A 22,823-nucleotide genomic window follows, 5' to 3' on the forward strand; every position below is an offset into this window, starting at 1 on the left:
GGGCGGCAGCAACCAAGGAGGAACCGCAGTGAGCACCGTCGGGCTGATCATGGGCAGCGACTCGGACTGGCCGACCATGCGGGCGGCGGCCGAGGTACTCGACGACTTCGGGGTGTCGTACGAGGTCCGGGTGATCTCGGCGCACCGGACTCCGGTGGCGATGATCGAGTACGGTCGCGACGCCGCCGACCGGGGCCTCAAGGTGATCATCGCTGGCGCGGGTGGGGCCGCCGCGCTGCCCGGCATGGTCGCCTCGGTGACGCCGCTGCCGGTGATCGGTGTGCCGGTGCCACTGAAGCACCTCGACGGCATGGATTCGCTGCTCTCCATCGTGCAGATGCCGGCAGGTGTTCCGGTGGCCACTGTGTCGATCGGCAACGCCCGCAACGCCGGCCTGCTCGCCGTACGGATCCTCGGCGCGTCCGACGAGGCGCTGCGCGCCCGGATGGCCACGTACCAGCAGGACCTGGAGAAGCTGGTGGCCGAGAAGGAAGCAGCCCTCCAAGCCACCCTGCCCTAACCCCCTGGTCCCGTCCTCGCCGATCTTGCACTTTCGGTCGGGATTGCGCGGCTTTTGCGCCTTATGTCGAGGCAGAAAGTGCAAGATCGGCGCGCGCCCCAGGGGTTTATCTCATGCCTCTCAAGGCTGTCTGGAGGCGTTCCTGGGCTCGGCGGCGTCGTTCGTTGCTGGCGCCGAGCACCAGCAGCAGGATGCCGACCGGGATCAGCGCCAGCCACGGGCCGAGACTGAACAGGGCGTGGATGGCGGCGATCGCGGTGACCGACGCGCCCACGATCACCGGCGCCTGCTGCCGGCTGGACGAACCGAAGATCAGCACCCCGACGGCGCCGAGCAGCAGGAGCATCTGCCGCAACGTGCTCGACTCGGTGGCCAGCACGATCGCCAGGGTGGGCACGAAGGCGGCGACAAGCGCCGGCCCGTACGCCGCCCAGCTGCTGAGGTCCGGTCGGTGGCGCAGCTCCAGGACGCCGACAAGCAGGGCCAGGGCGGCGAACGGCAGCGTGTAGGCCTCGGGCAGGGCCACGTCGGCGACCCTCATCAGGATCCACCAGGCGGTGATCTCGCAGGCCACCACCGACCAGAACAGGATCCGGCGTTCCACCGGCCGCCGGCCGGGCCGGGTGGCGGCCACGCCGAGGACCGCCCCCCAGGCGGCGAGCAGGGCGGCGATGTGCCGGGGCGAGTCGAAGGCGAGGGCGAGGGCGATCAGTGCGGCCGCGTACCCGCTCCACTCCACCGTGGAGGCCTCGCGCTGCGCTTCCGGACGGCGCAGGCGGGGCAGGGTCGCGGCGCACACCTGGAGGGCCGCCCCGACCGCGAGCACCCCGAACGCGGACCAGACGGCGGCCAGCCCGGCCACCAGACCGGCGGTGAGCACGAAGAGCTGCGCCATCAGTGAGGCGAAGAGCCAGCCGAGGATGCGGGCCCGCTGGGTGGTGCCGTAGAACGCCCCCACGGCGCCGACGGCCACCGCGCTGCCGAGGGTGAACAACGTCATGTCCCTGGTGGCCAGGCTGCCGGCCAGGCCGGCGCTGCCGGCGGTCAGCCCGATGACGAACACCAGCACCCGGGCGAGCCGCAGTGAGCGGGCCGGGTCGACAAGCGGGGGCGGCGGGGTCAGCGCGAGGCCGAGCATGGCGATGGTGAAGACGGCGAGCGCGGCGACGGTGCTCGCCGGCCAGCCCTGGCCCAGCGCGATGGGCGTGATCAGCAGGGTGACGGCGGCGCCGGGCAGCACCACCGGAACGGCCCGGGACCGCCGTCCGCCACTGAAACCGGTGGCGGCAAGCGCCGCGGTCGCGGTGAGCAGCAACGCGGTGAGCACGTGGGTCGGGTTGATCACGTCCGGGGGTGGGGTGAGCAGCTCCGGTGGCGGCCCCTGCCAGATCCGAGCCAGCGTGCGGTGCGGCTCGACCAGGGCGGTGACCAGGGCGGGCGCGATCGACACGAGGGCCAGGACGGTCGGCAGAGCCGCCGCCGCCAGCGCGCCGGCGGACGGGCTGACCCGCCACCGCCGGTTCTCCGGGTCGTCGGGCAACCGGCGCAGCGCCCCGTTGAGCAGCACCGACCACCGGCGGACCGGCTGGGCCGAGCCGGTCGGCGGCACGGTCGCGGCCCGGATCAGCTCGGCGAGCACGCCGAGCAGGGCGGCGGCGGCCGCGTAGACACCAGCGGCGAGGCCTGTGGGGATCGCCGCGAGCGCGCTGATGGTGGCCCCGCCGACCACCGCCACGCTCGCCCACGGCAGGTACTGCGGGACGTGGCGCCGGACCGCCGCCACGGCGGCCAGGCCGAGGCTTGTGGCGGCAAGCGCGGCGGTGAGCACCACCTGCGCCGAGTGGTCGAACTCGGCGGACAGCGCCGCCACCGCCCCCGGCAGGGCCAGCAGCGCGGCGCCGATCGCCGCTCCGCCGATCTGCACCAGGTGCGGTGGCATCCCCTCGGTCTCGATGTCGGTCACCTGCGGCCCGGCCAGGACGCGGGCCAGCGTGGCCACCACCACGCCGATCAGCGCGATGCTGCCCAACGCCAGCGCGGTGGTCCAGGGCCGGACCAGACCGGCCCCGGCCGCGTGCAGGGCCACCGCCCCGGCGACGGTGGCCCGGGACAGCGCCGCCCGGGCCTCCTCGGTGGCCACCGAGGCCATCCCGTAGACGGTGGCGACCATGCCGCCGACCAGGACCGGTGACCACCAGGGCAGGTCGAACGCGGCAGGTGCGCCGATCGTGGCGAGCACCACTGCCGCGCCGGACACGTCCCACCGCCACGGCGGCGGGAGCAGGATGCCTGCGGCGACGGCCAGCAGCGCCAGCGCGACAGGGGCCTGCCAGGTGGACCCGCCGGTCGGTGCGGCCGGCCAGCCGCTCAGGTTGCCGTCCCAGATCGGGCCCGGGGTCGCCAGCACGCCCACCCCGCCGCGCAGCGCCGTCCAACCGGCGAGCACACCGATGAGTACGCCGCCGACGGCGATGCCGAGGACCGGCCCGCGCCGCCACTCCTGCGGCATGGCGCGGACGCCCACGGCGACCACGAGCACGAGGCCGGCGGCCACCGCCAGCTGCCCGCCCGGCGTGAGTACGGCGGCGATGCGTACCAGCGTCGCGATGAGCGCGGTGGTCACCGCCGCCGCGGCCAGGTCCGAGCCGTCCAGGGCGAGATCGGAGCGGCGGCCGGCGTCGATAGACGGAGCCAGGAAGAGCAGCACGGCGGCGACCAGCAGCAGCGCGCCCACCCACGCGTCGGCGACCGTCGCGCCGGGTGCGCCGAAGGCCGCGGCGGTGACCACAAGCGCGCCGAGCCCGGTACCCACCGACAGCGGCGCGGGGATGCGCCGCTGGGAGACCTGCACGACGGCGGCGTACCCGAGGGTCACGCAGACGGCCAGGAAACTCGCCGCCAGCACCGGGACGGTCGCCTCGCGGAGGCTGGCCGGGGTGGGCGTGGGATCGACAGGCACGGTGGAGGCCACGAACGCGGCCACCGCGCCGGGCAGCGCGAAGGCGGCGCCGCCGGCGGCCCAGGCGGCGACCGTGTCGGCGGCCTCGGAGGCGAGGCGGACCCGGGGCGCCAGCGCGACAAGCGCGCCGGCCGCGAAGAGGGTGAGCAGGACCGCGGCGGTGAGCGGCGGCCGGGCGAGGCTGGCGCCCGCGCCGAACAGGCCTACCACCGCGGCGCCGGCACCGTGGGCCAGAGCGGCCCGGCTGGTACGCGCGGAGAGGCCGATCACCCCGATGCCGATCGCGGTGACGACCATCGGCCAGGGCGCCGACGCCCAACCGAGACCGAACGAGGCAGGTACGGCGAGTGCGGTGAGTGCCGCGCCGGCGACCGCGAACTCCCGGCGGATCTCCGGTGGCAGGGCCAGTACGGCGGCGATGGTGAGCAGGAACGCGGCGGCAGCGAGCTGCCAGGCGGTGGGACCGACAGCGGCGGCCAGTTCGGCCGGGTAGAGGTCCAGGTCCGCTGCCCAGGCGGGAAGTGACGCCCGGACCGGCGCCACCCCGGCGCGCAGCGCGCCTCCGGCGACCACCACCCCGCTGACGGTGAGCGCCACCGCCGAGGCGATCTGTGGACCCCGCCGGGCGGCCTCGGGGACCGCGCGGACGGCCAGCCCGGTGACAGTGATGACCGCCGCGATGAGCAGCAGCGACCGGCCGGGCAGCGCCACCGAGACGACGCGGCCTAGTGCGCCGATCACGGCCAGGGTGAGGATGCCGGCGGCGACGTCCGGCAGCGGCGGGCGTCGAAGCACCAGCGCGCCGGCCAGCCCCACCGCGGCGGCCAGCAGCAGCGCCGCTCCGGCGCTGACCGCCGTCGGCACGGTCTGTGCGCGCAGCAGGGCGGTGACCGCGTACGCGAGGGCGACCGCGATCGCCGCCGCGTGCAGCAGCCAGATCAGCTCGCGCAGCCCCGGCACCGGGCGGGTCGGTCGGAGGTCGGCGGACCCGGGGGTGGCGTCGACAACCTCGGCTGCCTCCTCCGGGGCGCCCTCCGGTCGGCTCTCCGGGTCACGTTGACGGGGCGCGCTCGGCGCGACCGGGTCCGGCAGGTCCTGCCGGACGGGCCGTTCGAACGCCACCCCGGAGCGGGTCAGCCACAGGTCGAACACGCCGACCACGGTCAGCACCAGGGCCCAGCCGGCGGGCCCGGTGACCCGGTCGTACGCCAGCAGGGGCAGCACCGGCTGCGCGGCGAGCACTGTGGCGAAGCGGGGTACGCGCAGACCCGTCCACCTGGCGTACCCGTACCCGACGGCGGCGGTGACCGCGAAGATCAAGGCGGCGAAGACGGCGCCGGAGGAGCCCCCGTTGCCGATCCGGTCCACCGCCCAGAGCGCGTTGCCGGCCAACGGCACCAGCAGCAGGCCGACCGCGGAGATCGTCTCGGCGGTCGAGGTGAGCCCGCGCCGGGCCAGCGCCGGTGGCGCGAGCAGCATCAGCGCGGTGGCCAGGAGCAGGATGCCGAGCCGGGCCAGCGCGTCCATCGAGCTGGTCGCCACCGCGGCGAAGACCACCGCTGCCACGCCGAGCAGCAGGGCACCGAGCCCGAGGGGGATGTTCTGCACCTCCCGCGACGACGCCTCCGGCGGATGCTCCGGGTCGTCGGCGTCCAGCCAGGACGGCCGGGGCGGGGGTGGTGGCGGATCCTCCGGCGCGTGCGGTGTGCCCTGGCGGGGCACCCGTGGTGGGGCGCCGGTGGTGGCGGTCGGTGGACGGCGGCCGGGACGGCGACGCAGCACCCGGCGGGGCCTGGTGGCCTGCTTGATCCGTTCCTCACCGGCGTGCGCGAGGATGTCCCGCTGGAAGAGCGCGGCCTGCATCTTGGCCGCGATCTGCCGTTGCTCGCGGGCGATGGCGGCGTCGCGCGCCTTCATCTCCGCGATCGAGCGCTCGATGTCCGCCAGGTGCTCGACCCACTGCGGCTGGTCGGCGCCGCAGTGCGGGCAGCGCACGGCCGGCTTTATCTCCCGACCGCACGAGGTGCACTGAAAGGTCGCCACGACACCCCTCCGCTCGCACTGTGGACTCCCACTGTCGCAGCATGCCCAAAGCTGGCGCGGATTTCGACACTTGTCGGCGGGTCCGGGGCAAACAAACGACAACGGCCGGCGGCGGAGGGTGCTCCGCGACCGGCCGTCACCGTCGAATCCGTCAGGGGCGGCCCATGCCCCGGTACTCCCAGCCGGCCTGCGTCCACAGTGTCGAGTCGAGGCAGTTGCGGCCGTCGACGACCTTGCGGCCGGCGACCAGCTCACCGAGGGCGACCGGGTCGGCGTTGCGGAAGTCGGCCCACTCGGTGAGAACGCACACCAGGTCGGCGTCGGCGACCGCCTCGTTGATGCCGACCTCGTAGGTCAGCTCGGGTACGGCGCGCCGGGCGTTCTCGGTGCCCTGCGGGTCGTACACGTGCACGTCGGCGCCGGCCTTCTGCAACAGCGCGGCGACGGCGAGCGCCGGGGCGTCGCGGACATCGTCGGTGTTCGGCTTGAAGGTGGCACCGAGCACGGCGATCCGGGTGCCGGCGAAGTCCGGACCGGCCGGCCCGGAGCGGCGGCCGAGCAGGTCCGCGGCGAGCTGGAGGACCCGGGTACGGCGGCGCAGGTTGATCAGGTCGACCTCGTGCAGGAACCGCAGCGCCTCACCGGCGCCGAGCTCCTGGGCGCGGGCCTGGAACGCGCGGATGTCCTTGGGCAGGCAGGCGCCGCCGAAACCGAGACCGGCCTGGAGGAAGCGGTTGCCGATCCGCGGGTCGTACCCGATGGCCCGGGCCAGCTGGGTGACGTCGCCGCCGGAGGCCTCGCAGACCTCGGCCATCGCGTTGATGAAGGAGATCTTGGTGGCGAGGAAGGCGTTCGCGGCGACCTTGACCAGCTCGGCGGTCGCGAAGTCGGTGACCACCAGGGGCACCTCGCGGTCCTCGGTGGCGGCCAGGTCGAAGACGCCCTTGTGCGCGGCGTAGAGCATGCCGTTGGCCCACTCGCTCTTGACGCCGACCACGATCCGGTTGGGGCGCAGCACGTCGTCGACGGCGAAGCCCTCCTGGAGGAACTCGGGGCTCCACGCAACCTCGACGCCCAGGTCGCCGGCGGTGTGCTTGCCGACCAGCTGCTCCACCCACTCGGCGGTGCCCACCGGTACGGTGGACTTGCCGACGATCAGCGCCTTGCGGGTCAGGTGCTGCGCGAGGCTGGTGACCGAAGCCTCGACGTACGACAGGTCGGCGCCCATCCCGCCGGCCCGCTGCGGGGTGCCGACGCAGATGAAGTGCACGTCGCCGAACTCGGCGGTCTCGGCGATGTCGGTGCTGAACCGCAGGCGGCCGGCGGCGAGGTTGCGCTTGAGCAGCTCGTCCAGGCCGGGCTCGTGGATCGGCACCTGACCGGCGTTCAGCATCGCGATCTTGTCGGCATCGACGTCGAACCCGAGCACGTCGTAGCCCAGCTCGGCGTAGCAGATGGCGTACGTCGCACCGAGGTATCCGGTCCCCAGGAACGTCACCCGCGGCCGAGGTGCGCCCGAAGGCGGCGTCACCGCGGCGATGGCGGGGGTCGGCTGGATGGTGGGGTAGGGGATCGTCACGCCTGTCTTCTCCGCTCGCACTGGCGGCGCGTCGTCGCGTCGCATTCTGCTGCGGCGCCTGGGCGGGCACCGGAGGGATGTCTCACTGTCTGTCTTCCATCATCGCCCAGCCGCGTGGGTGCTCCGTCATGCCCATACCTACGCGCCGGTAACATCACCTGAACTGCAGTCGCTAGTCTTCAGTCTGCGCGTTCGGCGGTCAGGAGACGTCACAGACTGCGCATGATAGCGGTGAAGGGGAGGGGCCGACATGGCCGCAGGCGAGTCGTTCGACGTCTACCGGTTGCCGGAGGAGCACCAGGCGATCCGGGAGGCGGTCCGTGAGGTCTGCGCGGCGAAGGTGGCCCCGCACGCCGCCGAGGCCGACGAGACGGGCGAGTTCCCCAAGGCGTCCTACGACGCGCTGCGGGCCGCCGACTTCCACGCGCCGCACATCCCCGAGGAGTACGGCGGGGCGGGCGCGGACGCGCTGGCCACCGCCATCGTGATCGAGGAGGTGGCCCGCGCCTGCGCGTCCTCCTCGCTGATCCCGGCGGTGAACAAGCTCGGCACGATGCCGCTGCTGCTGTCCGGTTCCGAGGACCTCAAGCGCCGCTACCTGACACCCGTCGCGGCGGGCGAGGCCATGTTCTCGTACTGCCTCTCCGAGCCGGAGGCGGGCAGCGACGCGGCCTCGATGACCACCCGGGCGGTGCGTGACGGGGATCACTGGGTGCTCAACGGCGTGAAGCGCTGGATCACCAACGCCGGTGTGTCCGAGTTCTACACGGTCTTCGCCGTCACCGACCCGGCCGCCCGGTCCCGGGGCATCTCGGCCTTCGTCGTCGAGAAGTCCGATCCCGGGGTGAGCTTCGGCGCCCCGGAGAAGAAGCTCGGCATCAAGGGCTCGCCCACCCGCGAGGTCTACCTGGACAACGTGCGGATCCCCGCCGACCGCATGATCGGCGCCGAGGGCACCGGCTTCGCCACCGCCATGAAGACCCTGGACCACACCCGGGTCACCATCGCCGCGCAGGCCGTCGGGATCGCGCAGGGCGCGCTCGACTACGCCAAGGGGTACGTCGCCGAGCGCCGGCAGTTCGGCAAGGCGATCGCCGAGTTCCAGGGCATCCAGTTCATGCTCGCCGACATGGGCATGAAGCTGGAGGCGGCCCGGCAGTTGACGTACGCCGCGGCGGGCCGGTCCGAGCGGGGCGATGCCGACCTGACCTACTTCGGCGCGGCTGCCAAGTGCTTCGCCTCGGACGCCGCCATGGAGATCACCACCGATGCGGTGCAGCTGCTCGGTGGCTACGGCTACACGCGGGACTACCCGGTGGAGCGGATGATGCGGGACGCCAAGATCACCCAGATCTACGAGGGCACCAACCAGGTGCAGCGCATCGTCATGGCACGTCAACTGCTTGCCGGCATCGCCTAGCCGCCACCCGATCACACCCGCCCCACCGCCCGCGCCGGCGGTGGGGCGGTCGTCGTGCGCCCGTGAGTCCCCCCACAGTGGGGATGTCATACGGGTCTGTGACGTTGTCAGCACGTGAGAATCACCGAAACCGATCCCCACCACTGCTCGCCCCACGACGCACGACCTGACCCAGAGAGATCGAAATGACCAAGCAGCTGGTGGAGAAGACCGCCCCCGACGTGGAGGCGCTGCCCGGCGACCTCATGACCAACCGCCAACGCGTCCAACTCGTCCTGGTGCTGGGCGCGTTGATCGCGATCGGCCCACTGACAATCGACATGTACCTGCCGGCGCTGCCCGCCATCACCGCGGGTCTGCAGACCACCGAGACCGCCGTGCAGTTGACGTTGACCGGCACGCTGCTCGGCCTCGCGCTCGGCCAGCTGCTGATCGGGCCGGTCTCCGACGTGGTCGGCCGGCGCCTGCCACTGCTCGCCGGCCTGGGCGTGCACATCGTGGCCTCCGTGCTGTGCGTCTTCGCACCCGACATCGCCGTGCTCGGCGCGCTGCGGGTGCTCCAGGGTCTCGGTGTGGCCGCCGCCACCGTGGTAGCCACGGCCGTCGTCCGCGACCTGTTCAGCGGCGCGTCCTTCGCGCGGATCTTCTCCCGCCTGATGCTGGTGATGGGGCTGGCGCCGATCCTCGCGCCGACGCTCGGCAGCGGCCTGCTGCGCTGGACCGAGTGGCGGGGTGTCTTCGCGGCGCTCGCGGTGCTGGGCGCCCTGCTGATCGTCGTCGCCGCGCTGCGACTGCCGGAGACCCTTCCGGTGACGCGACGCCGCCACGGCGGGGTGGCGGCGACCATGCGCGACTACCGAGGGCTGCTCAACGACAGGGCCTTCGTCGGTCTGGTGCTTGTCGCCGGGCTGGCCATGGCGTCGCTGTTCGCGTACGTGTCCGGGTCGTCCTTCGTCCTGCAGGACCAGTACGGCCTCGACGAACAGCAGTTCGGCCTGGCCTTCGGGGCCGGCGCCGTGGGCCTCATCGCGGCCACCCAGTTCAACGTCCGGCTGCTGCGCCGCTACACCCCGCAGCAGATCCTCGTCAGCGCCCTGGTCGCCGGTACGGCCGCCGGGCTGCTGCTGGTGCTGTTCGCCGTCACCGGCATCGGTGGCCTGGGCACCCTGCTCGCGTCGCTGTGGCTCGTCCTGGCCGCCGCCGGCCTGGCCCTGCCGAACGCTCCGGCGCTGGCCATGAGCCGGCACAGCGAGGCCGCCGGGACCGCCGCGGCGCTGCTCGGGGCCGTGCAGTTCGGCGTCGGCGCGTTGTCGGCGCCCCTCGCCGGCCTGTTCGGCACGGGGAGCGTACCGATGGCGATCGTCGTCGCGGGCGGCATGGCCGCGGCGCTGGCGGTCATGGTCCTGGTCGTTCCCCGCGCCGCCCTCGGCACGGTCGACCCGGACCTGGCAGTCGCCCTGCACTAGGGGCGGGCCGGTTGCCCGGCCCGCCCGGCGGTCAACGGATCTCGGTGGTGTCCTCGGGGCGCGGTTGGCCACGCGGCGGCGCGGACCACGGCGATTCGCCACCCACCCGGCGCGGCAGCGGCTCGGTGGGCGTCGGGTCGGCCGGGTAACCGAGGGTGAGCGGAGCGGTCTCCCGCTCGGCGGGCTCGGTGGGCGGCCAGTCGGTCAGGGTGAAGTTGTCGCTGCGGGGGCCGTCCGTCGGCGTCGTCGCGGGGGCCTCGACCGGCCCGGTCTCCGGCTGCGGCCACTGCCGCCAGCGCTGGCGGCTGAACGTCGCCATCAGCAGCAGCATGCCGATCAGGAAGAGCGTGCCGTTCTCCACCGGCAGCCGAAGCGGCAGCGGATCGCCGAACACCTTCCAGTCCTGCGGGACCGCGTCACGCACCTCGAACGGTGCCACGAACATCCCGACGTACGGGATGGCCAGCAGCAGCCCGGCAACCAGCGGGCCCAGCGGCGAGAACCGCAGCGTGCCGAGAAGGCCGAGCAGCACACCGCCGACACCGAGGTAGACGGCCGGCTCGATCAGGTTGGCGGTGTTGAAGGTGCCGATCTCCACCCAGCGGTCGACCGTCCGGCTCGACCCGTCCTGCCCCAGCGTGACGAGCACCCAGGTGATGGGCGCCACCACCAGCCCGGCGAGGAAGCTCCAGAGATGTCGCATCCGCGCACCGTACCGTTTCCGGCATGACCGAGCACCTCTCCGCCGCTCCGACCGGCAAGCCGACGTCGTACTCCCGCGTCACTCTCAGCAAGATCATGACGGCTGTCGATGTGAATCTCTACGGCACCGTGCACGGCGGAGTCCTGATGAAGTTCGTCGATGACGTGGCGGGAGCCGCGGCCGCCCGGCACAGCGGCGGTACGGCTGTCACCGCGGCGATCGACGAGATCGTCTTCTCCGAGGCGGTCCGGGTCGGTGACCTCGTGCACGCGCACGCCCAGGTGAACTGGACCGGACAGACCTCGATGGAGGTAGGCGTACGGGTGGTGGCCGAGCGCTGGGACTCGGCCGAGGACACGCCGGTGCGGGTGGCCACCGCGTACCTGGTCTTCGTCGGCGTGGACGTGGGCGGCGCGCCGCGGATGGTCCGTCCGGTGCTGCCCGAGACGGCGGAGGACGAGCGCCGGTACAAGGAGGCGGAGATTCGGCGCGCCCACCGGTTGGCCCGTCGCCGGGCCATCCAGGCCCACCGCGCCGGCTGAACCACATGGGTGGGCCGGGTGGAGTGTGGGCCGCGCACGCGTCGATCGGCGTACCCGGTGCGCAGAATGGCGCTTCGAGGTAGGGCAAGATGGCGCCACGGCCCATTCACAGTGTCGTGCCGGGCCAGGGGAGGGTTGAGCAGTGGGTGACATGCTGTGGGCGCCGCCGGCGGACGTACGCGAGCGGTCCCGGATCGGCGACTACCTGCGCTGGCTGCGCGAGCACCGCGGGCTGGACTTCGCAGACTACGACGCGCTGTGGCGCTGGTCCACCACCGACCTGGACGGGTTCTGGCGCTCGATCTGGGACCACTTCGAGGTGATCGCGCACACCCCGCCGACCGCCACCCTGGCCGAGCGGGGGATGCCCGGCGCCCGCTGGTTCCCCGGGGCAACGCTCAACTACGCGGAGAACGTACTGCGGATGCCCGGCCGCGCCGACGACGACCCGGTGGTGATCGCGCACGGTCAGACCCGCGCGCCCGTCACGCTGACCGCCGCGGAGCTGCGCGAGCAGGTCCGCCGGGTGTCGGCCGGGCTGCGCCGGCTCGGCGTCACCGCCGGGGACCGGGTGGCGGCGTACGCCCCGAACATCCCGGAGACCTACGTCCTGTTGCTGGCCACCGCCAGCCTGGGGGCGGTCTTCTCGTCCTGCGCGCCCGAGTTCGGCACCCGCAGTGTCACCGACCGCTGGCAGCAGATCGAGCCGACAGTGCTCGTCGCCGTGGACGGCTACCGGTACGGCGACAAGCCTGTGGACCGGCGTGCCGAGGTCGCCGCCATCCGCGCGGCCCTGCCGTCGCTGCGGCACACCGTCAGCATCGCGTACCTGGACCCGGCCGGCCCCGTCCCCGATGGCGCGCTGGGCTGGGCCGACCTGGCCGCGCCCACCGACGAACCGTCGACGTTCACGCCGGTGCCGTTCGACCACCCGCTGTACGTGCTGTACTCCTCGGGCACCACAGGTCTGCCCAAGCCGATCGTGCACGGGCACGGTGGCATCCTGCTGGAGCACCTGAAGATGCTCGCCCTGCACCACGACCTGGGGGCGTCCGACAGGTTCTTCTGGTTCACGACCACCGGCTGGATGATGTGGAACTTCCTGGTGTCCGGGCCGGCGGTGGGCGCCGCGATCGTGCTGTTCGACGGCAACCCGGGCCACCCCGACCTGGGTGGGCTGTGGCGGCTGGCGGCCGAGACCGGCACCACGTACTTCGGTACCTCCGCGCCGTTCCTGCTGGCGTGCCGCAAGGCCGGCCTGGTGCCCCGGGACATCGCCGACCTGTCCGCGCTGCGCGGCGTCGGTTCCACAGGCGCGCCCCTGCCCGCCGAGGGCTTCGGATGGGTGTACGACACCGTGAGCGACCACGTGCAGCTCCAGTCGCTCTCCGGCGGCACCGACGTGTGCACCGGCTTCGTCGGAGGGGTGCCGCTCCTACCTGTGTACGCCGGTGAGATCGCCTGCCGGGCGTTGGGCGCGAAGGTGGAGGCCCGGTCCGCCGACGGCACCCCGGTGATCGGCGAACTGGGTGAGCTGGTGATCACCGAGCCGATGCCGAGCATGCCTGTGGGCTTCTGGAACGACCCGGACGGCACCCGCTACCGCGAGGCCTACTTCGACGTCTACCCGGGCGTCTGGCGGCACGGCGACTGGATCACCATCAACGAGCGGGGCGGCTGCGTGATCACCGGACGCTCCGACGCCACCCTCAACCGAGGTGGGGTGCGGCTGGGCACCGCCGAGTTCTACTCGGTGGTCGAGGGCCTCGACGAGGTCGTCGACTCGGTCGTCGTGCACCTGGAGGACGACGAGGGCGGCGCCGGCGAGCTGCTGCTGTTCGTGGTGCTGGCCGAGGGCCGGGAGCTGGACGACGAGCTGCGCGGGAAGATCTGCCGGGAGCTGCGGACCGCCCTCTCGCCCCGGCACGTGCCCGACGAGATCCACCAGGTACGCGCCGTACCCCGTACCCTTTCGGCGAAGAAGCTGGAGGTGCCGGTCAAGAAGATCCTCACCGGCACCCCTGTCGATCGCGCGGCGGCCAAGGGAGCCCTGGTGAATCCGGATTCGCTCAGCGCGTTCGCCGCCCTGGCCCAACGCCGCCCTTCGAACAAGACGTCCGCCTGACAGTTGGCCGCGCGGCGACTCGTCCGCCCTGTCGGGGAGCACGATGGTGACTGGGGTGCGCCCCGGCAAGCGCGTCCTTTGCTCTGCTTACGCGGGCGCAACAGTCCGGGTCGCTTTCTGTTGCGCCGGTTGAAGCAGAGCAAAGGACGGCGCGTGCCTACCGGCAGTTGACCGTGCCGGCGCCACGGGGGCGCTGGCGGGTCGGTCACGGGAGAGCGTGCGTGACCTTCTCCGTGGTCAGGCGGGTGGGGAGGTTGGCCGCGGCCAGGTTGGCGCACAGGACGACGGTGGCGGCCCGGGTCAGCGGGGCCAGGAGCCAGTCGACCGGGTCGGGGTAGCGGCTGGTGTCGGCCAGGACACGTGCCCCACGCTCGATGCCCAGCTCGTCGGCGCGGGCCTCGGCCCGGGCCAGCAGGCGCGCGTCGGCGGGGCCCGGACCGGACTGTGGGGTGAAGTGGTCACCGTGGCGGCGTACCTCGACCACGTAGTCGGCGAACCCGGGCGGTACCTGCCGGAGCGGTGCGGCGAGCGGCGCGAGGCCCAGGGCGTACCGCTCGGCGGCCGACCAGGACTGCGCCTCGTCGAACCGGTCGACGGCGGCGAAGAGCACCTCCACGTCGCCGGGCGTGTCGGTGACGCTCACCTTGGCCGACCAGCAACCCAGCAGCACCGCCGCGGTCTGCCAGTGCGGAGGCAGCAGCACCCCCGCCGGTGAGCCCGGCGCGAGGCCCACCTCGTCGACGAGCAGGTTCGCGGTCTTCGCCACCCAGTTCGCAAGTGTGGCGCCGGACAGTTCGGTGCGGTCGCCGCTGGCGTCGTCGTACCAGGTCAGCAGCGGTCGGGTCGGGTCGGTCGCGATCGCGTCGGCGAAGACCCGGGCAATGTTGTCGGCCATCGGCGCGAACGATACGCCCCTGGGAGCCGTACTCGAAGACGATGACAAGTCGGCGTACGGTCGGGTCGCAGTCAGCGTCGGTCCCGTACTCCGGCGTAGGCTTTACCCCCGGAGTGTTGTTCCCCACAGACCCGCCAGTTCAAGGAGTCGCCCCGTGACCGCCGGTCGCCCGCCCCGCGTGCTCATCGACGCCACGAGTGTCCCCGCCGACCGTGGTGGTGTCGGTCGATACGTCGACGGTCTGCTCGGTGCCCTCGGCAAGGTCTGCGGGTCGGGGGTGGAGTTGGCCGTGGTCAGCCTCCGCACCGACCTGGAGCGGTACACCCGGATGCTGCCCGGCGCCGAGATCATTCCGGCGCCGGCCGCCGTGGCGCACCGCCCGGCGCGCCTCGCCTGGGAGCAGACCGGCCTGCCGCTGCTGGCCCAGCAGGTGGGCGCGCACGTGCTGCACTCACCCTTCTACACCTGCCCGTTGCGTGCTGGCTGTCCGGTCACGGTCACCGTGCACGACGCGACGTTCTTCACCGAGCCGGAGCACTACGACAAGTCGCGCCGGACGTTCTTCCGCAGCGCCATCAAGACCTCGATGCGGCGCGCCAACCGGGTGATCGTGCCCAGCAAGGCCACCCGGGACGAGCTGATCCGGCTGCTCGACGCCGACCCGACCCGCATCGACGTGGCCTACCACGGGGTCGACCACGCCGCCTTCCACGCGCCCAGCGAGGAGGAGAAGGCCCGGGTACGCGCCCGGTTGGGGCTCGGCAACAGCAGCTACGTCGCCTTCCTCGGCGCCAAGGAGCCGCGCAAGAACGTACCCAACCTGATTCGTGGTTGGGCGCGCGCGGTGGCGGACCGGGACGACCCGCCAGCTCTGGTGATCGCCGGCGGGCAGGGCCACGACGACGACATCGACCGCGCGGTGGCCGAGGTCCCCTCGCACCTGCGCCTGCTGCGCCCCGGCTACCTGCGCTACGGGGACCTGCCCGGCTTCCTCGGCGGCGCGCTGGTCGCCGCCTACCCGTCCTACGGTGAGGGGTTCGGCCTGCCGATCCTCGAGGCGATGGCGTGCGCCGCGCCGGTGCTGACCACGCCCCGGCTGTCGCTGCCCGAGGTGGGTGGCGACGCGGTCGCGTACACCTCTGAGGACGCCGAGCAGATCGGCACCGACCTCGCCGCCCTGCTCGACGACGAGCAGCGCCGGTTGACGCTGGCGAAGGCCGGTTTCGACAGGGCCAAGGAGTTCACCTGGGAGTCCAGCGCCGAGGTGCACATCGCCGCGTGGAGTCGCGCCCGTTCGTGAGCGTCGAGGGCTGGGTGGGCGACGCGGCCACCGGCCCGACGTCCGTCGGGCATGATGTGCGGATGCTCTATGCGGTCATCCCGGCAGGTGGCAGCGGCACGAGGTTGTGGCCGTTGTCCCGCGCCGGCCACCCCAAGTTCCTCCACCCCCTGACCGGCACCAACGCTTCGCTGCTCCAGGCGACGGTGGCCCGGCTCGCGCCGTTGACCACCGCCGAACGCACCCTTGTGGTCACCGGCGCCGCGCACGTCGCGGCGGTGGCCCGGCAACTGACCGGACTGCCCGAGGAGAACATCCTCGTCGAGCCGTCCCCACGGGACTCCTGTGCGGCGATCGCGCTCGCCGCGGCGGTGATCGCGTTGCGGGAGCCGGAGGCGGTGATGGGCAGCTTCGCCGCCGACCACCTGATCGGCGACCCGGAGAGCTGGGTGCGTACGGTCCGGGAGGCCGCCCTCGGCGCGGAGCGGGGCCTGCTGATGACCGTCGGAATCACCCCGACCCGGCCGGAGACCGGCTACGGCTACCTGGAGACCGGCGAGGAGACCAACGGCACGCCGTGGCGGGCTGTCACGGAGTTCAAGGAGAAGCCGGCCGTCGACGTCGCCGAGGCGTACGTCCGCTCCGGACGCCACCTGTGGAACGCCAGCATGTTCGTGTGGCGGGTGGACGTGTTCCTCGCCGAGCTGGCCCGCCAGCAGCCGGCGCTGCACGCCGGTGTCACCGCCATCGCCGCCGCCTGGGGGACCCCCGAGCAGGACGACGTGCTCGGTGCCATCTGGCCGACCCTGCCGAAGATCTCCGTCGACTACGCGGTCATGGAGGGCGCCGCCACTGCGGGCCGGGTGGCCACGGTGCCTGGTGACTTCGGCTGGAACGACGTCGGCGACTTCCACACCCTCGGTGAGGTACTGCCGGCCGACGAGGCGGGCAACGTGGTGCTCGGCAGCGCCGACACCAAGCCAGGCGTGCTGCTGCACGACAGCGCCGACCTGGTGGTGGTCCCGCAGTCCGGCCGGATGGTGGCCGTTCTCGGGCTCCGTGACCTGATCGTCGTGGACACTCCCGACGCGGTTCTGGTCTGTCCGCGCGACCGGGCCCAGGACGTGAAGGCCCTGGTCGACGAGCTCAAGGAGCGAGGCGAAGAGGGCTACGTCTGAGGGCCGCGAGGGCCGGCGCGACGAGTTGAGCGGTCCCGCCGGCCAGCGGCTCGGGCAGCGCGTCCGGCGGGAACCACCCCAGCGCCTCGGCCTCGTCGCTCACCTGTTCCGCCGCGCCGGGCGGCGCTAGTACGGCGAACCGGACGTCGAAGTGCAGGGAGCCGCCCTGGCAGGCGACCTGGTGCACGTCCACGTCGATCGGTAGCGGGTCGATGCGCAGGCCGTCGATCCCGGACTCCTCGGTGGCCTCCCGCAGCGCGGCGGCCACCAGTGTTTCGTCGGTCGGCTCGCAGTGCCCGCCGAGCTGCACCCACTTGCCGAACTTGCCGTGCAGGCAGAGCAGCACCCGTGAGCCGGTCGGATCGAGGATCAGCGCGCTTGCGGTGAGGTGCCCGGGGCGGTGCTGCCGGCTCATCGCGACCGGGCCGGCGGCGAGTATCGCGAGGGTCCTCTCGCGGGCGGTGGCGGCGTCCGGGCTGGTGGGCTGCCAGCCGCCGAGCAGCGCCGTGGCGTCGGCGTGCAGCGCGGCGTACGTCCCGGGATCGGTCGGGTGGGTGGCGGGTCCGGTGAGCGCGGTGTCGGGCACCTCGCCACTGTACGAGCGCCCGCTCCGTACCCTGGCGCGGTGACCCTGCGACTCGTCGAATTCGTGGTGGCCGGCAACGAGGCCAGCGATCTGCTGCCGGTGCGTTCGGCGGCGCTGCTGCGCGCGTACGGCGCCCGGCGGGGCTTCTGGACGGTGCTGGACGAGGGGCCTGTGGAGCGCTGCCTGGCGCTGCTGCTGGAGGTGGACGGCGGCGGGTGGACGGCCCGGCACGTGGTGGCGGACGCCGGGGGCGAGAACGGCCGCACCGAGGACGGTGAGGCGCTCGCCCACCACGACGGCTGGGTGTACGTCTTCGGCTCGCACTTCGGGTCGAAGGCCGGCCCGCTGCGCCCCCGGCGTGCCTTCGTGGCCCGGTTCCGGGAGGACGACGCGGCGGGCGGTCCGCTGCCGGTGCAGGTGGTCCGTAACCGGTTCCGGCTGCACCGGGCGGTCAACGACGCTCTCGCCGTGGCGCCGCTGAGCCTGCTGCCCCCGGGGGAGCGGGTGCGGGACCGGTTCATCGTGGAGACCCTGGCCCGGGGGACGGCCCGGTCGAAGAGCTGGGTGAGCCGGCTGGCCCCGGACGACCTGCCCCTGAACGTGGAGGCGGCGGCGTTCACCCCGGCCGGGACGGTGCTGCTGGGGCTGCGCTTCCCGGTCACCTCGGCCGGTGAGCCGATAGTGGTGGAGGTGGCCGGTGTTCCGGACATGTTCGCGGCCGAGCCGGCGTGGCCCAGGGCGCTGGGGGCGTACGCGGTGAGCGGGGTGACCCCGACGGGGGCGTTGACCGGGTTCCGGGCCATAGCGCCGACCTCGGACGGCGGGTACGACGCGGTGATCGGGTCGATAGACGCGCTGGGCAAGGGTTCGGTGCTGCTCGACGACCATCCGGGTGGGGGTGACGTCACGTCGCGGCATGTCCGGTTCCGGTTGCCGGCGGGTGGGTCGGGCGGCGCGGTGCCTGACGCGTACCTGCTCGACGGGGAGGTTGTGGCGGAGCTGGCGCCGTTCCACCACGTCGAGGGGCTGGCCACGCTGGACGGGCGGGTCTTCTACGTCACCGACGAGGACCACCGGGTCGCGTTGTGGGTGGGGTGAGCGGAGTTCGGCGAAATGATCGGACGGCACCTCTGCGGAGCAAGGGCCGCAGACCCTCGTGGTGCCGCCCGATCACCGGTCCTCCCCGGCCCCGGCGCCCAGGCGCCGCGTACGTCCACGACGTACCGGTGCCGTGTTCGGGCACTGGAAGCATGCCGAACTGTCCCGGGAGGCGTCGAGGTTTTTCATCTCAGGCTTAAAGATGGAGATAACTGCCGGGCAGGTAGAGTCGAACGGTCACCCGGCATCCCCCTGCCGGCGACACGGGAGTGCTCCATGCTGAAGATCCACTTTTCGGGCGAGGACATCCTCCGGACCCGGGTGGCCCCGGCGGCGGACCCGGTCTGGGAGCTGGTCCTCAGCCTGCACGCGTTGCAGGGCCGCAACCGCGACCCACTGACGTCGTCCTGGCGACGCACGGTGAGCCGGGAGTTACGCCAGGACGCCGCCTCCGAGCAGCTCAAACTCCTCTTCGCGCTGAATCCGCCACGCGGGTACTTCCCCGACTTCCTCACCCCGTACGCGAGTGTCGAGGGTTTCGAGGCCGGCCTGGACGCGGTCCGCAGCACCCCCGTCGAGCTGCTGCGCCGGGACCTGGGTGTGCTTGCCGCCGAGACGCCGCTGCCGTCGTCGGCCGCCGCGCTGGCCCGCGGCGACGTGGGGGTGCTGCACCACCTCGCCGAGTCGATGGAGCAGTACCGGTCGCTGGCGATCGGCCCGTACTGGCACCGGATCCAGGCGGCCGTGGCGGCGGACCGGGCCCGTCGGGCGCGAGCGCTGCTCGACGGCGGCGTGGAGGGGCTGCTCACCAGCCTCCGGCCGGCGATGCGCTGGGAGGGTGGGGTCCTCGAGGTTCGCGACTACCCGCACCACCGGGAGCTGCACCTGGATGGTCGGGGGCTGCTGCTGGTGCCGTCGTTCTTCTGCGCGAGCACTCCGGTCGCCCTGCTCGACCCGGCGTTGCCGCCGGTGCTCGTCTACCCGGTGGACCGGCTGGGCGGGTTGGCCCCGGCCGACGGCACCGCACCGGATGCGACAGGCGCCGGCCGGGACTCGCTTGCCGCGCTGCTCGGGCGGACCAGGGCGGCCGTGTTGCAGGCCAGCGACGACGGCTGCACCACCGGCGAGGTGGCCCGTCAGCTCAACATCTCACCGGCGGCGGCGAGCCAGCACGCCACGGTGCTGCGAAACGCCGGCCTGCTCGTCAGCCATCGTGACCGCAACCGGGTGCTGCACACGTTGACCCCGCTCGGCCGGGCCATGCTTGACGCCTGAGCGCGGCCGGACGGGTCACAGGGCGAGCGCCGCGCTCGCCGCGCTGCCGGACGGCGGCGGGAGCAGTGCCGATCCGATGCCCTCGGCGGCCAGGGCGACGCGCAGCCGGTGCAGGTCGGTGCCGAAACGGACCAGGTCCATCGGCTCGACGGGGGCCGGCGGTGAGCCGAGCACCAGGGCCGTGGCGCCGTCCGGCCATCCGGGCACCCCGGCGATCAGACCGGCGCGTACCTCCGATTCGTCGACAAGGGTGAAGACCGTGCCGGGCGCGACGACGCCGGCAACCGCCTTGATCGCCCGTCGCGTGGCCTCCGGATCGGCAGGCGTCGGACCGGGACTGTCGGGCAGCGTGACGGCGTCGGCCAGACCGGCCGCGCGGGCCTCGGCGGTGCCGAGGGAGAAGAGGTCCTGCGCGGCGTCACGCACCAGCACCTTCGCGCCGTCGCCGTCGTCCGGGCCGGTGGCCGACAGGTAGCCCCGGACCACGGCGACCGGGACCTGGTCGCACTTGCCCTTGATCAGCTCGCCGGCGGCGGCCAACTCGTCCACCACTGCCATCTGGGTCAGGTGCAGCTCGTTGCCGTACGGGTCGACCTCGCCCCGGTGGTCGCGGATGGCCGGCATCCCCGCCACGCCGAGCGCCACGTCGGTGAGGCCATTGCGCCAGGGCCGCCCCATCGTGTCGGTGACGATCACGGCGACGTCCAGCCCGTAGTGCTCGCGCAGGGCGGCGCGCAGCGCGCGGGCCGACGCGTCCGGGTCCACCGGAAGCAGGACCAGTCGGGTCTTGTCCACGTTCGACGCGTCGATGCCCGCGGACGCCATCACGAAGCCGTGGTGGGTCTGCACGATCCGGGTCGGCCCCCGGCTGGCGACCACCCGTGCGGTCTCCGCCGCCAACACCTCGTCGCGCACGGCGAGCCGCTCCGGCCCGTCCGCCGGAACGTCGACAAGCCGCCCCTCGGCCTTCGAGACGATCTTGCTGGTGACCACCAGCACATCGCCGTCGCGCAGCCAGGGCGCGGCGGTCGCGATCAGCGCCGCCAGGTCGTCGCCCTCGGTCACGTGGCCGATGCCCAGCACCGGCAGGATCTCCAGCCTCACGTCAACTCCACCGCGGCGCGGACCATCGCCGCCGTCGCCGCCTCGTCGGTCATCCGCAACGGCACCGCGCGGACCGTCACCTCCGGCACCACCGCGCCCGAGTCCTCCTCGGCGACCAGCCAGCCGTCCAGCAGGCCACCAGCCGGTCGGCCCCCGTAGAGCCGACCCACTCCCGCCGCGCTGCACTCGACGCCGAGCACGGCCAGGCACCTGTCGGCCATCCCCCGCACCGGCGCGCCGCCGATGATCGGCGACACGCCCACCACCGGTGCCGGGCCGTCCGCCACGGCCTCGCGCATCCCCGGTACGGCCAGCACCGGCGCGATGCTCACCACCGGGTTGCTCGGTGCGATGAGCACCAGGTCGGCCGCGCCGATGGCGTCCAGCACCCCAGGTGCCGGCTTCGCCGTCTCCGCGCCAACGAAGACGAAACGGTGTGTCGGGATGTCCGCCCGGTACCGCACCCACCACTCCTGGAAGTGGATGGCCCGCTGACCCTGGTCGTCCTCGACGGCGCTGGCGCTGTTCACGACTGCGGGGCTCGCAAGCTCACTCCTCCCGCTCACGACGGCGTGGGTCTCCAGCCGGTCGTCGGTCGCCGGCAGCAGGCGTACGCCCGGCTCCCAGCGGGTCGCCAGCGCCTCGGTGACCGCGCTGAGCGGGTAGCCGCCGTTGAGCATGGTGCTGCGGACCAGGTGGGTGGCGATGTCCTTGTCGCCGAGGCCGAACCAGGTCGGCTCCGCCCCGTACGCCGCCAGCTCCGTCTTGACCGTCCAGCTCTCCCCGACCCGGCCCCAGCCCCGCTCGGGGTCGGCGCCACCGCCGAGGGTGTACATGACGCTGTCCAGGTCGGGACAGATCTTCAATCCGTGCAGCCACAGGTCGTCGCCGACGTTGACAACTGCGGTCACCTCGGCGCCGACCTCGCGGGCGTACGCCCGGACGCCGAGCAGGAACCGGGCGCCGCCGATGCCGCCGGCCAGTACCACGATGCGCATGTCGACCATCCTCGCGCACGTGACGCCTCCGGGCCGCCAGTGGCCAAGGAGACTAGGCTCACGTGCGCCCTGTCCGTCCATGCCCCGAGGGGGAGCTCGTGACCAGCCCCGCCGAGCCCGCGTCCACCGACGCGACGCAGGCCCGCCAGCTGACCAGGCCACTACGCGAACTGGCTGCGCTCGCCCTGCTGGGCGCCAACGCCGTGTTCCTCTTCGTGGGCCTGCTCCGGCTGATCGCCCCGAACGACTACAGCGACTTCACCGACCGCGCGGGCAGCGCCTTCTTCGCGTTCGTCGGGATCGAGGCGGTGGTCCTGCCGCTGTTGGCCGTGCTGCTGGCCACCCACATCTCGCCGGTGCTGCCGAAGGCCAAGCTGATCACCCAGGTGGCCCTCGGCGAGTACGCGGTGAGCGCGCTGTTCGGCACGCTGACCCTGCTGGTCTGGACGGTGGGCCGGCTGGCCGAGGCCGAGGTCCTCGACGCGCTGCTGGGCGTGCTCACCCGGTTCGCCTGGATGGTGATCTTCGCGGTCGCCGCCTGGGTGGTCTTCACGCTCTGGCGCACCCTCTACTACGTGCCCAAGCCCAAGGCGCAGCCGGGCGTGTACGGCCAGCCCCAGCAGGGTTGGCCGCAGCAGCAGGGCGGGTGGCCGGGTCAGCCCGGTGGCCAGCCGCAGGGTGGGTGGCCCGCTCCCGGTCAGCCGGGTGGCTATCCGCAGGCGGGTCAGCCGGGTGGCTATCCGCAGGGCCAGTACGGGCAGCCCTCGCCGCCGTTCCAGCCCACCCCGCAGTCGGCGCCCCCGTTCCCGCAGTCCGGACCGCCGGCCCCGCAGTCCGCGCCACCGGTGAACCACGCGCCGCAGTCGGCGCCGCCCGCTCCGCCGTTCGGGCAGCCGCCGTCGGCGGACCCGACCCAGGCCATCCCGCGCCAGTCCGCCGAGCCGGGCGCCGCCGACCCGACCCAGGCCATTCCGCGCCCCGCCGACACGGACGGCGACCGTACCCAGCACATCAACCCCGACGGCCCGCGCTGAGCCAGCACCGACCAGACCC

At 73.1% G+C, this 22,823-nt stretch carries 17 protein-coding genes; 10 read left to right on the forward strand and 7 right to left on the reverse strand.

The features are described 5' to 3' along the window. The first annotated feature begins 28 nt into the window (after positions 1-28). Positions 29-520: a 5-(carboxyamino)imidazole ribonucleotide mutase gene (purE, locus tag ACFY1S_RS02315; protein WP_387111913.1), complete on the forward strand. Its 492-nt coding sequence runs from the start codon at positions 29-31 to the stop codon at positions 518-520. 106 nt (positions 521-626) lie between these two features. Here the strand turns inward: purE and ACFY1S_RS02320 are convergent, their stop codons facing one another. Together ACFY1S_RS02320 and ACFY1S_RS02325 are read right to left on the reverse strand one after the other, a co-directional pair. After that, positions 627-5,522, reverse strand: coding sequence for an SCO7613 C-terminal domain-containing membrane protein (locus tag ACFY1S_RS02320; RefSeq protein ID WP_387111916.1), 4,896 nt, complete (start codon positions 5,520-5,522; stop codon positions 627-629). Between the two features lie 151 nt (positions 5,523-5,673). After that, entirely contained in the window at positions 5,674-7,101 is a 1,428-nt protein-coding gene (locus ACFY1S_RS02325) for a UDP-glucose dehydrogenase family protein (protein WP_387111919.1), read from the reverse strand. A gap of 250 nt (positions 7,102-7,351) precedes the next feature. Between ACFY1S_RS02325 and ACFY1S_RS02330 the strand changes: the two genes are divergently transcribed. Together ACFY1S_RS02330 and ACFY1S_RS02335 are read left to right on the forward strand one after the other, a co-directional pair. Beyond that, positions 7,352-8,521, forward strand: a complete 1,170-nt coding sequence (locus ACFY1S_RS02330; protein WP_387111922.1) for an acyl-CoA dehydrogenase family protein — start codon at positions 7,352-7,354, stop codon at positions 8,519-8,521. A 185-nt stretch (positions 8,522-8,706) separates the two neighbouring features. Continuing rightward, positions 8,707-9,987, forward strand: a complete 1,281-nt coding sequence (locus ACFY1S_RS02335; RefSeq protein ID WP_387111925.1) for a Bcr/CflA family efflux MFS transporter — start codon at positions 8,707-8,709, stop codon at positions 9,985-9,987. A gap of 31 nt (positions 9,988-10,018) precedes the next feature. On the opposite strand, the gene ACFY1S_RS02340 is transcribed toward ACFY1S_RS02335, so the two are convergent. After that, the gene (locus ACFY1S_RS02340; protein ID WP_387111928.1) at positions 10,019-10,690 is read right to left on the reverse strand and encodes a hypothetical protein; all 672 of its coding nucleotides are present in this window, start codon (positions 10,688-10,690) and stop codon (positions 10,019-10,021) included. A gap of 23 nt (positions 10,691-10,713) precedes the next feature. Between ACFY1S_RS02340 and ACFY1S_RS02345 the strand changes: the two genes are divergently transcribed. Next, the gene (locus tag ACFY1S_RS02345; RefSeq protein ID WP_364367858.1) at positions 10,714-11,232 is read left to right on the forward strand and encodes a hotdog domain-containing protein; all 519 of its coding nucleotides are present in this window, start codon (positions 10,714-10,716) and stop codon (positions 11,230-11,232) included. Between the two features lie 142 nt (positions 11,233-11,374). Further along, positions 11,375-13,357 carry an acetoacetate--CoA ligase gene (locus ACFY1S_RS02350; RefSeq protein ID WP_387111931.1) on the forward strand — a complete coding sequence of 661 codons (1,983 nt, stop codon included), beginning with the start codon at positions 11,375-11,377 and terminating at the stop codon, positions 13,355-13,357. A gap of 205 nt (positions 13,358-13,562) precedes the next feature. On the opposite strand, the gene ACFY1S_RS02355 is transcribed toward ACFY1S_RS02350, so the two are convergent. After that, positions 13,563-14,252, reverse strand: a complete 690-nt coding sequence (locus tag ACFY1S_RS02355) for a TIGR03089 family protein (RefSeq protein WP_387111933.1) — start codon at positions 14,250-14,252, stop codon at positions 13,563-13,565. Positions 14,253-14,406: 154 nt separating this feature from the next. On the opposite strand from ACFY1S_RS02355, the gene ACFY1S_RS02360 reads away from it, so the two are divergent. Further along, a complete protein-coding gene (locus ACFY1S_RS02360) occupies positions 14,407-15,552 on the forward strand; it encodes a glycosyltransferase family 1 protein (RefSeq protein ID WP_354817741.1) in 1,146 nt (381 codons plus the stop codon). A 62-nt stretch (positions 15,553-15,614) separates the two neighbouring features. Further along, positions 15,615-16,709, forward strand: a complete 1,095-nt coding sequence (locus ACFY1S_RS02365; RefSeq protein WP_387114245.1) for a mannose-1-phosphate guanylyltransferase — start codon at positions 15,615-15,617, stop codon at positions 16,707-16,709. On the opposite strand, the gene ACFY1S_RS02370 is transcribed toward ACFY1S_RS02365, so the two are convergent. Continuing rightward, complete coding sequence (locus tag ACFY1S_RS02370; protein WP_387111938.1) at positions 16,678-17,295, reverse strand: NUDIX hydrolase; 618 nt, start codon at positions 17,293-17,295, stop codon at positions 16,678-16,680. The two genes, ACFY1S_RS02365 and ACFY1S_RS02370, sit on opposite strands and share 32 nt — an antisense overlap. A gap of 39 nt (positions 17,296-17,334) precedes the next feature. On the opposite strand from ACFY1S_RS02370, the gene ACFY1S_RS02375 reads away from it, so the two are divergent. Further along, entirely contained in the window at positions 17,335-18,393 is a 1,059-nt protein-coding gene (locus ACFY1S_RS02375; RefSeq protein ID WP_387111940.1) for a hypothetical protein, read from the forward strand. A 276-nt stretch (positions 18,394-18,669) separates the two neighbouring features. Beyond that, entirely contained in the window at positions 18,670-19,668 is a 999-nt protein-coding gene (locus ACFY1S_RS02380) for a winged helix-turn-helix domain-containing protein (protein ID WP_387111943.1), read from the forward strand. Between the two features lie 15 nt (positions 19,669-19,683). Here the strand turns inward: ACFY1S_RS02380 and ACFY1S_RS02385 are convergent, their stop codons facing one another. Next, on the reverse strand, positions 19,684-20,772 hold the full coding sequence (locus tag ACFY1S_RS02385) for a coenzyme F420-0:L-glutamate ligase (RefSeq protein WP_387111945.1): 1,089 nt from the start codon (positions 20,770-20,772) through the stop codon (positions 19,684-19,686). Continuing rightward, positions 20,769-21,770 (reverse strand): 2-phospho-L-lactate transferase, encoded by a 1,002-nt coding sequence (gene cofD / locus ACFY1S_RS02390; RefSeq protein ID WP_387111948.1) that lies wholly within the window; start codon positions 21,768-21,770, stop codon positions 20,769-20,771. Before cofD ends, ACFY1S_RS02385 begins: the two co-directional genes overlap by 4 nt. Before the next feature lie 98 nt (positions 21,771-21,868). On the opposite strand from cofD, the gene ACFY1S_RS02395 reads away from it, so the two are divergent. Next, positions 21,869-22,804 (forward strand): hypothetical protein, encoded by a 936-nt coding sequence (locus ACFY1S_RS02395; protein ID WP_387111951.1) that lies wholly within the window; start codon positions 21,869-21,871, stop codon positions 22,802-22,804. The last annotated feature ends 19 nt before the right edge of the window (positions 22,805-22,823 follow it).

It is taken from the genome of Micromonospora sp. NPDC000663 (assembly GCF_042898105.1).
Lineage (GTDB): Bacteria > Actinomycetota > Actinomycetes > Mycobacteriales > Micromonosporaceae > Micromonospora.

Bases quoted from the DNA above. Each gene is read 5' to 3' on its own strand.
- ACFY1S_RS02330 (WP_387111922.1), top strand. From the start codon at position 7,352: ATGGCCGCAGGCGAGTCGTTCGACGTCTACCGGTTGCCGGAGGAGCAC.
- ACFY1S_RS02335 (WP_387111925.1), top strand. From the start codon at position 8,707: ATGACCAAGCAGCTGGTGGAGAAGACCGCCCCCGACGTGGAGGCGCTG.
- ACFY1S_RS02340 (WP_387111928.1), bottom strand. From the start codon at position 10,690: ATGCGACATCTCTGGAGCTTCCTCGCCGGGCTGGTGGTGGCGCCCATC.
- ACFY1S_RS02345 (WP_364367858.1), top strand. From the start codon at position 10,714: ATGACCGAGCACCTCTCCGCCGCTCCGACCGGCAAGCCGACGTCGTAC.
- ACFY1S_RS02355 (WP_387111933.1), bottom strand. From the start codon at position 14,252: ATGGCCGACAACATTGCCCGGGTCTTCGCCGACGCGATCGCGACCGAC.
- ACFY1S_RS02365 (WP_387114245.1), top strand. From the start codon at position 15,615: ATGCTCTATGCGGTCATCCCGGCAGGTGGCAGCGGCACGAGGTTGTGG.
- ACFY1S_RS02380 (WP_387111943.1), top strand. From the start codon at position 18,670: ATGCTGAAGATCCACTTTTCGGGCGAGGACATCCTCCGGACCCGGGTG.
- cofD (WP_387111948.1), bottom strand. From the start codon at position 21,770: ATGCGCATCGTGGTACTGGCCGGCGGCATCGGCGGCGCCCGGTTCCTG.